Origin of the sequence: Pseudomonas sp. P7548, assembly GCF_013386585.1 — a bacterium.
Lineage (GTDB): Bacteria > Pseudomonadota > Gammaproteobacteria > Pseudomonadales > Pseudomonadaceae > Aquipseudomonas.
Genome location: NZ_JACARO010000006.1, coordinates 19,745 through 29,037, shown reverse-complemented (window position 1 = coordinate 29,037; position 9,293 = coordinate 19,745). Strand labels below are relative to the sequence as shown.

General features: G+C 62.1%; 8 protein-coding genes. 4 read left to right on the top strand and 4 right to left on the bottom strand.

Going from position 1 to position 9,293, the window contains the following annotated elements; all coding sequences use genetic code 11:
- Positions 1-90 precede the first annotated feature (90 nt).
- A complete protein-coding gene (locus HX803_RS03210; RefSeq protein ID WP_178918940.1) occupies positions 91-1,086 on the bottom strand; it encodes a D-cysteine desulfhydrase in 996 nt (331 codons plus the stop codon).
- A gap of 166 nt (positions 1,087-1,252) precedes the next feature.
- On the opposite strand from HX803_RS03210, the gene epsC reads away from it, so the two are divergent.
- Entirely contained in the window at positions 1,253-2,179 is a 927-nt protein-coding gene (epsC, locus tag HX803_RS03205) for a serine O-acetyltransferase EpsC (protein ID WP_178918938.1), read from the top strand.
- Between the two features lie 568 nt (positions 2,180-2,747).
- Positions 2,748-4,709 (top strand): choline transporter BetT, encoded by a 1,962-nt coding sequence (gene betT, locus HX803_RS03200; RefSeq protein ID WP_178918948.1) that lies wholly within the window; start codon positions 2,748-2,750, stop codon positions 4,707-4,709.
- A 3-nt stretch (positions 4,710-4,712) separates the two neighbouring features.
- Here betT and HX803_RS03195 read toward each other — a convergent pair whose 3' ends face one another.
- From HX803_RS03195 to HX803_RS03185, 3 genes are all read right to left on the bottom strand, one after another.
- The gene (locus tag HX803_RS03195; RefSeq protein WP_178918936.1) at positions 4,713-4,961 is read right to left on the bottom strand and encodes a hypothetical protein; all 249 of its coding nucleotides are present in this window, start codon (positions 4,959-4,961) and stop codon (positions 4,713-4,715) included.
- Positions 4,962-5,078: 117 nt separating this feature from the next.
- Positions 5,079-5,981 (bottom strand): SDR family oxidoreductase, encoded by a 903-nt coding sequence (locus HX803_RS03190; protein ID WP_178918934.1) that lies wholly within the window; start codon positions 5,979-5,981, stop codon positions 5,079-5,081.
- A 20-nt stretch (positions 5,982-6,001) separates the two neighbouring features.
- Positions 6,002-6,733 (bottom strand): SDR family oxidoreductase, encoded by a 732-nt coding sequence (locus HX803_RS03185; protein WP_178918932.1) that lies wholly within the window; start codon positions 6,731-6,733, stop codon positions 6,002-6,004.
- Positions 6,734-6,853: 120 nt separating this feature from the next.
- Between HX803_RS03185 and HX803_RS03180 the strand changes: the two genes are divergently transcribed.
- The gene (locus tag HX803_RS03180; protein ID WP_178918930.1) at positions 6,854-7,744 is read left to right on the top strand and encodes a LysR family transcriptional regulator; all 891 of its coding nucleotides are present in this window, start codon (positions 6,854-6,856) and stop codon (positions 7,742-7,744) included.
- Between the two features lie 161 nt (positions 7,745-7,905).
- Positions 7,906-9,234 (top strand): OprD family outer membrane porin, encoded by a 1,329-nt coding sequence (locus HX803_RS03175; RefSeq protein ID WP_178918946.1) that lies wholly within the window; start codon positions 7,906-7,908, stop codon positions 9,232-9,234.
- Positions 9,235-9,293: the final 59 nt, after the last annotated feature.

The window sequence follows — 9,293 nt, the reverse complement described above, 5'->3', positions numbered from 1 at the left end:
CTGCGATGGCGGAGTATCAGCCGACGGATGTTTTGCTGACCTACCGCCATCGCAGGCAAGCCAGCTCCCACATTTGCAACCCGCGTTTATTCAGTTGAACGCCGAGTCATAAGCAAACAGCGCTGGCGCCCCGCCGGTGTGCAGGAAAATGATCGGCCCGTCCTCGAACCGCTGACGCCCGATGCCGTCCAGCAAGCCGGCCATGGCCTTGCCAGTGTAGACCGGGTCCAGCAACAGCCCCTCCTGGCTTGCCAGCAACTTGACCGCCGCCAGGGTGCCGGCGTTCGGCTCGCCGTAGCGCGGGCCGAAATATTCGTCCCACAGGATCACTTTGAACGCCTCGGGAATCGCCACGCCCAACAATTCGGCGGTGCGCTCGGCCAGGCCCTGCACCTTCGGGCGCTGGGCTTCGTCGGTACGTGACACGGTCACACCAATGACCGGCAGGTCCGGCAGCACTTCACTCAAGGCCAGCGCCAACCCGCTGTGGGTGCCCGCGCTGCCCGATGCCAGCACCACGGCGGCAAACTCGATGCCGCTGTCTTCGATCTGTGCGGCCAGTTCCAGCCCGGCGCGCACGTAGCCCAGCGCGCCCAGGGCGTTGGAGCCACCGATGGGCACCAGGTATGGTTTCTTGCCGTTGCTGCGCAAGCGGTCGGCCAGGGCGTTGAGTTGTTCGTCGGCGTTATCGAGGTTCTCGACCAGCTCGACTTTGGCGTCGAACAGGTCCAGCAGCAGGCGGTTGCCGTTGCCCAGGTAGTTGGGGTCTTCGGTGCCGGTGGGGTTCTCCAGCAGCGCCACGCAGCCCAGGCCCAATTTGGCGGCGAGTGCGGCGGTCTGGCGCACGTGGTTGGATTGCAGGGCCCCGGCGGTCACCAGCGTGTCAGCGCCCTGGGCGAGGGCATCGGCGGCCAGGTATTCGAGTTTGCGCAGCTTGTTGCCGCCCATGGCCAGGGGCGTGGTGTCATCGCGTTTGACGTAGATGTCCCTGCCCAGCCAGGCCGACAGCCGCTCGAGTTTTTCCAGGGCAGTGGCGCCGCCCAGCAGTTCCAGGCGGTTAAAACGGTCGAGCTGTTGTTTGATCATGGCTACGCACGGTGGCTAAGAGATGAGGCGACTATAGGCAGGCACTTTTCATCGGGCAACCGCCAATCGCTTATGTCGTATGGTTCTTAGTATCACACCATTGGTTCTTAAGGGCCGCCCGGGTGCATACCGTAAAGTGAGGGCCATTTCGTCAGGAGTGAATACCGTGAGTGAGCGTTCCAGTCATTGGCAATTGCAGACCATCGTTAGCCAACTGCGCGGCGCCCGGGACCAGTGGCGAACGCGCAATGGCCGCCTGAGCGGCGAACACGGTGGACGTGAGCTGCCGTCACGCGAGGCGGTGGCGCAGATTCTCGAATCGCTGTGCGGTGCGCTGTTCCCGATGCGCCTGGGGCCGGTGGACTTGCGTGAAGAGAGCGAAGATTTCTACGTTGGCCACACCCTCGATGTCGCGCTGAACGCGCTGCTCGCCCAGGCCCGCCTGGAATTGCGCTATGCCGCCCGCCAAGGCGGCAAGGACGACCGGGAGGTCGATGCCCACGCCATTCGCCTGATCCAGGATTTCGCCCTGGCCTTGCCGTCCTTGCGCAGCCTGCTGGACACCGACGTACTGGCCGCCTACCACGGCGACCCGGCCGCGCGCAGCGTGGATGAAGTGCTGCTGTGCTACCCGGGGATCCTGGCGGTGATCCATCATCGGTTGGCCCACCATTTGTACCGCGCCGGCCTGCCGCTGCTGGCGCGGATCAGCGCGGAGATTGCCCACTCGGCCACCGGCATCGATATCCACCCCGGCGCGCAGATCGGCCCCAGCTTCTTCATCGACCACGGGACCGGCGTGGTGATTGGCGAGACAGCGATCATTGGTGAGCGCGTGCGCATCTACCAGGCCGTGACATTGGGCGCCAAGCGCTTCCCTGCCGATGAGGATGGGCAGTTGCAGAAGGGCCACCCACGCCACCCGATTGTCGAGGACGACGTGGTGATATACGCCGGCGCGACGATCCTGGGGCGCATCACCATCGGCAAGGGCTCGACCATCGGCGGCAACGTGTGGCTCACCCGCAGCGTGCCGGCCGGGGCGAATATCACCCAGGCCAACCTGCAGCACGATGACGGCACGCAAAAATAGGAAGCTTACGCAAACCTCTGTAGGAGCCGGCTTGCCGGTGATGAGGCCATTAGCCTTGCGCTGATTTTGAGGCCGTCATCGCAGGCAAGCCAGCTCCCACAGGGTTAACCGCATTCCAGATTTCCCGCGTAATCGCTGAACGATTTGTCGTCCTTCGCTCAGGCCAACCTGGCACACGAACCCCCTGTAGGAGCCGGCTTGCCGGCGATGGCGGTGTGCCAGCCGCGAATGGACAGCTGACCCACCGCCATCGCAGGCAAGCCAGCTCTCACAGGGTTACCCGTATTCCAGATTTCCCGCGTAATCGCTGAACGATTTGTCATTCCCGCCCGTCATACCTGTCCTTGAGCTAGTGTAGGAATTGTCTACCGCTCAGCCCTGCGATTAGTCCCGGACCGCCTATTCATGTTTAACTTGAATGCTCGTTCAAGTTAAACCCGGTGGTTCGCTGCCCGCTCACAACAGGAGGCTTACCTTTGCTGAGTCCGTTATTTACAGCCACATTCCACTCCCTCGGGGTGCATCGTTCATGAGTGCATCGTCCACCCCATCCAGCGGCCTGGTGCGCATGAACGCGCCGGTTTTCTACTTCGCCGCTACGTTCATCCTGCTCTTCGGCGTCACGGTCATCGCGATCCCGCAACAGGCCGGTGCCTGGCTGCTGGCCGCGCAAAACTGGGCGGCCAATACGGTCGGCTGGTACTACATGCTGGCGATGACCCTGTATCTGGTCTTCGTGGTGGTCACCGCGTTATCGGGCTACGGCAAGATAAAACTCGGTGCCGACCACGACGAGCCCGAATTCAGTTATCTGTCCTGGGCTGGCATGCTGTTCGCCGCCGGGATCAGCATCACGCTGTTCTTCTTCTGCGTCTCTGAGCCGCTGACGCACCTGGTGCAACCGCCCCAGGGCGAAGCGATGAACGCCGACGCGGCGCGCCAGGCCATGCAGATCCTGTTTCTGCACTGGGGCCTGCATGGCTGGGGTGTGTTCGCCTTTGTCGGCATGGCTCTGGCGTACTTCGCCTACCGGCATAACCTGCCGCTGGCGTTGCGTTCGGCGCTCTATCCGCTGATCGGCAAGCGCATCAATGGCCCCATCGGCTACGCCGTGGATGGCTTTGGCATTATCGCCACGGTGTTCGGCCTGGGTGCCGACATGGGTTTTGGGGTGTTGCACCTCAATTCCGGTCTCGATTACCTGTTCGGCGTGGCTCACACCCAGTGGGTCCAGGTTGGCCTGATCACCCTGATGATGGGCGCCGCGATCCTGGTGGCTGTCTCCGGCGTCGACAAGGGCGTGCGGGTGATGTCCGACATCAACATGCTGCTGGCCTGCGCGCTGCTGCTGTTTGTGTTGTTCGCCGGCCCCACCCAGCACCTGCTCAACACCCTGATCCAGAACCTGGGCGACTACCTGGGCGCCTTGCCGACCAAGAGCTTCGACGTATACGCCTACGACAAACCCAGCGACTGGCTGGGCGGTTGGACGGTGTTCTACTGGGCCTGGTGGATCGCATGGTCGCCGTTCGTAGGCCTGTTCATCGCACGGATTTCCCGTGGCCGTACCATCCGCGAGTTCGTGTTCGGCGTGCTGCTGATCCCGCTGGGTTTCACCCTGGCGTGGATGTCGATCTTCGGCAACAGCGCCATCGACCAAGTGCTCAATCACGGGCTGACCGCACTCGGTCAGTCGGCCATCGACAACCCGTCGATGAGCCTCTACCTGTTGCTGGAAACCTATCCGTGGAGCAAAACCGTCATCGCGGTCACGGTGTTCATCAGCTTCGTGTTCTTTGTCACCTCGGCCGACTCGGGCACCGTGGTGCTGTCCACCCTGTCGTCCAAGGGCGGCAACGCGGATGAAGACGGGCCGAAATGGCTGCGGGTGTTCTGGGGCGCCATGACCGCGCTGGTCACCAGTGCGTTGCTGTTTGCCGGCAGTATCGATTCGCTCAAATCGGCGGTGGTGCTGACCTCACTGCCGTTCTCGATGATCCTGCTGCTGATGATGTGGGGGCTGCACAAGGCCTTCTACCTCGAGTCGCAGAAGCAGATTGCCCAGTTGCATTCGCTGGCCCCCATCTCGGCCGCACGCAAGGGCAGGGGCGGCTGGCGCCAGCGTCTGAGCCAGGCCGTGCACTTCCCTTCGCGGGATGAGGTGTACCGCTTCCTCGACACCACCGTGCGCCCGGCGATCGAAGAAGTGACGGCGGTGTTTGTCGAGAAGGGCCTGAACGTGGTCACCCAACCGGACCCGGCCAACGACAGCGTCAGTCTGGAAATCGGTCACGGCGAGGAGCGCCCATTCGTGTATCAGGTGCAGATGCGCGGCTACTTCACGCCGTCGTTTGCCCGGGGTGGCATGGGCAAGAAAGAGATCAACAACCGCCGCTACTATCGGGCGGAAGTGCACCTGGCCGAAGGCAGCCAGGACTACGACTTGGTGGGCTACACCAAGGAGCAGATCATCAACGACATCCTTGACCAGTACGAGCGTCACCTGCAGTTCCTGCACCTGGTGCGTTGAGGCTCAGGCCCTGAGGTACAGGGCCAGCGCCACCAACGGCACGCCGAACACGCCACTGCCGATCACCAGTTCCGACACCAGGGGCTGGCCGGCAGTGAGCACGCCGACGGTGCCGTTGGCCACTGCGGCGATCAACCAGATCCCGACAAAACTGTAGGCCAGCACCGTGCGGCTGATGCCGAGTTTTTGACCGATGAACAGCGTCAGTGCTAGCAGAATCAAGCCGCAACTGATGACGATGAGGGTGTGCATGACGGTGATCTCCTGTGGGAGCGGGCTTGCTCGCGAAAGCGGAGTGTCAGCCACTGAATATGTTTCTGATGAACCGCTTTCGCGAGCAAGCCCGCTCCCACATGAGGCACTGCATTCCTACTGAAGAGGTGTAGTGGGTTTAAGCAAGTCTTGCAAACCCACCTTCCAGAACAGTTCTGCCCGCACCCGATCCGCCACGCCATTGACGACCTCGCAGCCATCCTCGGAGGGGTCGATATGCCGGCGGAACGGACGTGTGCCGAACGGCAAGCCGACGATCTCGACAATGGCCTTGGCCACCTCGCCCACATCCGCATCCGCAGGTTCCAGCGCCGCTAAACCTTGCAGTGCAGCGTCCGCAACACCCGCATAGGGTCCGTCGTTGTACAGATCGACACGCGCCTGATCGCTGGGCTTGCCGGAGTGGGCAAAGTGGTTGGTGCCCTTGGTAAACGCGCCAGGCACGATGATCGACGTCTCGATGCCCCAACGACTCAGCTCGCTGGCGTAGGATACCGCCAGGGAGTCCATCGCCGCCTTCGCCGCAAAGTACGGCGCCAGAAACGGCGGCGTACCCCCGCGAGCGCTGCTGGACGACACCCACACCACCAACCCTTTGCCCTGCTTGCGCAGGTACGGCAGCGCCGCACGGTTGACGCGCTGGGTGCTCAGCACGTTGATGTCGTACAGCTGGGCGAACTGCTCCGGCGTGAAGGCTTCGGCCGGGCCGAACGACATGTGCCCGGCGTTGTGGATGATCACATCCAGGCGCCCGCAGTCGGCGACGATCCTGGCGACGCCAGCGTCTACCGATTCGCTCGAAGCCACGTCCAGCTCCACGCTGCGCAGGTCCACCTGGTGTTCGTCGGCATAGCACTGCACCTCGGCCACCTGCGGCGCATTGCGCCCCAGGGTTTCGCGCATGCTGGCGTAGACCGTGTGGCCGGCATCGGCCAGGGCGCGGGCGGTGAGGGCGCCAAACCCACTGGAGGCGCCGGTAATCAGGATGATCGATTTCATGTGATTGCCCTCGATTGCGTTCAGACCAGCCCGCCGTTGGTGCGCAGGGTTTGCCCATTGATCCAGCCAGCGGCCGGGCTGACCAGGAACGACACCACGCGGGCAACATCTTCCGGTTGGCCCAGGCGTTCCAGGGGCGCCATCTTGGCCATGCCCTGGATCTGCTCTTCGCTCTTGCCGTGCAGGAACAGGTCGGTGGCGACCGGGCCTGGCGCGACCGCGTTGACGGTGATGCCACGCCCGCGCATTTCCTTGGCGAACACGTGGGTCAGGGACTCCACCGCCGCCTTGCTGGCGATGTACACCGCGTAGCCGGGGAAGTTGAGGCCGACGGTGCTGCTGGAGAAGTTGACGATGCGCCCGCCGTCGTTGAGGCGCGTGGCTGCTTCGCGCAAGGCGTTGAAGGTGCCACGGGTGTGGATGTCGAAGTTCTGGTTGTAGAGCTCGTCGCTGTGCTGGGCCAGGGGCAACGCCTTGAGGATACCGGCGTTGTTGACCAGCACGTCGACCTTGCCCAGCTGGGTTTCGGTTTCATCGAACAGGCGCTTGATATCGGCAGGCTTGCTGACATCGCCCTGGATCGCTATGGCTTGGTGGCCGGCCTGACGCAGTTCCACCACCAGCTTCGACGCTTCGGTGGCGCTGCTGGCGTAGTTGATCGCCACGGCGTAACCGTCGGCGGCGAGTTGCCGGGCCACCACGGCGCCAATGCCACGGGAAGCGCCGGTGATGATTGCGACTTGAGTTGTCATGGTGCGAAGTCCTCTGGAGTGGGTGTGGACGCAGATTCACATGTTTACCAGGGCCGATAAATGCGCCAGAGTTGCCTTGACTGTTCAATAATCGCCAACAATAAGTCCGGGGAAGGCCACATGGATCAAGTCAAAGCGATGAAGGTGTTTGTGCGCATTTACGAGCGTTCAAGCTTCACATTGGCCGCCGATGACCTGAACCTGCCGCGCGCCACGCTGACCCACACCCTCAATCAATTCGAGGCCTGGCTGGGCACTCGCCTGCTCGAACGCAGCACCCGTCGCGTGCGTCCCACCCTCGATGGCGAGGCCTACTACCAACGTTGCGTGCTACTGCTGGCGGAGCTGGAAGAGGCTGAACTGGCGTTTCGCGGCGTGGCGCCCAAGGGCCGTTTGCGCGTGGATTTGCACGGCACCCTGGCCAAGTATTTTGTGATCCCGGCACTGCCGCAGTTCATGGCGCGCTACCCGGAAATCGAGCTGTCGATCAGTGAGGCGGATCGCTTCGTCGATCTCATCGCCGAGGGCGTGGATTGCGTATTGCGCGCGGGCACCCTGGGGGACTCTGCGTTGATCGGCCGGCGCGTGGCGACCCTACGCCAGGTGACCTGCGCCAGCCCCACGTACTTGCGAAAATACGGCGAGCCAAAGTGCCTGGCGGACCTCGCGACACACCGCGCGGTGAACTACGTTTCGCGCACCACGGCCAAGCTTTTTCCGTTCGAATTCATGGTCGATGGCGAGCTTGAAGAGGTGAGTATCGAGGGCGCGCTTTCGGTCTTCGGCGCCGAGATTTACTCCGCCAGCGCGGTGGCCGGATTGGGCATTATCCAGTGCCCGCATTACCGCATGGCCGAGCTGATCGAGCAGGGTGTGATGCGTGAAATTCTCACCGATACGCCCCCGCCGCCCATGCCGGTATCGGTGCTGTATCCGCATAACCGACACCTGTCACCGAGGGTGCGCGTGTTCGTGGATTGGCTGTCAGAAATCTTCGAAAATGCCCGCTAACCCGCGTAGTTAAAGGGTTGCTTAAATTTAATTTCATTCGTGAACTATCGGTTTTGACTCCGAACTGTCATCTGGCCACTGCGTAATTGTGTGAAGCGTTTGACGCTTTCATTTCAGAACAGTGACGGAGACCGGTAACAATGAAGACGTTATTAAGCCCCATGGTGGGTGCCGCCATGGCGAGCTTTATGCTGTCCGCCCATGCCGATTTTATCGATGACAGCCACGCCGATGTGACCCTGCTCAATCGCTATCTCAACCAGCAGGGTCGTGATGTGGTGAACAGCACGGCCAAGGCGCACAGCGTGCGTGATTGGGGCCAGGGTTTCGAGTTCAACTTCAAGTCGGGCTACACCGAAGGCCCGGTCGGTTTTGGCCTGGACCTGCAAGCCTTCTACGGCTTGAAATTGGATTCCGGTGGCGACCTCAACGACAAGGATCACCAGGGCCGCTACCCCGGCAGCATGTTTCCGCTGGACAACGGCAAGTCCGCCGACCAGTTCGGTGTGTTGAGCCCTACGTTCAAGATGCGTTTTGCCCAGGATGAGTTGCGCCTCGGCACGCTCTACGGCAACAACCCGGTGCTGGCCAACACTGACGGCCGCCTGTACCAGCAGACCAACACCGGTGTGCAACTGGTGTCCAAGGACCTCACGGACTTTACGTTCACCGGCGGCGATATCTTCAAGACCAAGATCCGCAACGAAACCGGCGACCAGGGCATGATCACCGCCGGGGGCACCAAAGAGAGCGATCGCTTCCTGTTTGGCGGTGCGGACTACACCGGTATCCAGAACACCACCGTCAGCCTCTGGTACTCCAACCTTGAGGACTACTACCAGCAGTTCTTCCTGGGCGCCAAGCGTCATGACGCGTTGTCGGTCGGTGCAATCGACACCGATATCCGCGTATTCCGCAGCCTGGGTGTGGGCGAAAACGCCGACGGCGACAAGGACTTTGCCGGGGCTGGTCTCTACGGCGACGGCAGCTCCAAAGGCCGCATCAACCAGACCACCGCCAGCTTGCTTGAAAGCTACAGCCTGGACGGCCACACCGTCGGCCTGGGCATCCAGAAAAACAGCGGCGACAGCGACTTCCCGTACCTCGATTCTGGCCTGAACAGCGGCGATAACCGCCAGGGCCCGGGCTCTGGCGCCGACACCCCGGCGCTGACCAACATGCAGTTGAATAAATTTCAACACGCCGGTGAGCGCACGTGGCTTGCGCAGTATAAGTATGACTTCGGTAAGCTGGGCCTCACGGGCCTGTCGTTCTCGGCGGCCTACGCCCACGGTGATGACATCCGCACCGTGCAAGGCACCACCAGCGAGTGGGAACGCAACATTGCCGTGGCTTACCAAGTACCGACCGGCACCCTCAAAGGCCTGGGCGTGACCTGGAAAAACGCGCATGCCAGCCCGGATATCACCGGCGCCACCGTGCAGGATGAAAACCGCTTCTATGTCAGCTATGTCGTTCCCCTCTGGTAGGAAATTGCTGTAGAACGGAACGGCAGACTTAAGCGATTCAGCTGCTTAAAAGGCCTGGG

Bases quoted from the DNA above. Each gene is read 5' to 3' on its own strand.
- HX803_RS03210 (WP_178918940.1), bottom strand. From the start codon at position 1,086: ATGATCAAACAACAGCTCGACCGTTTTAACCGCCTGGAACTGCTGGGC.
- betT (WP_178918948.1), top strand. From the start codon at position 2,748: ATGAACGCGCCGGTTTTCTACTTCGCCGCTACGTTCATCCTGCTCTTC.
- HX803_RS03195 (WP_178918936.1), bottom strand. From the start codon at position 4,961: ATGCACACCCTCATCGTCATCAGTTGCGGCTTGATTCTGCTAGCACTG.
- HX803_RS03190 (WP_178918934.1), bottom strand. From the start codon at position 5,981: ATGAAATCGATCATCCTGATTACCGGCGCCTCCAGTGGGTTTGGCGCC.
- HX803_RS03185 (WP_178918932.1), bottom strand. From the start codon at position 6,733: ATGACAACTCAAGTCGCAATCATCACCGGCGCTTCCCGTGGCATTGGC.
- HX803_RS03180 (WP_178918930.1), top strand. From the start codon at position 6,854: ATGGATCAAGTCAAAGCGATGAAGGTGTTTGTGCGCATTTACGAGCGT.
- HX803_RS03175 (WP_178918946.1), top strand. From the start codon at position 7,906: ATGGTGGGTGCCGCCATGGCGAGCTTTATGCTGTCCGCCCATGCCGAT.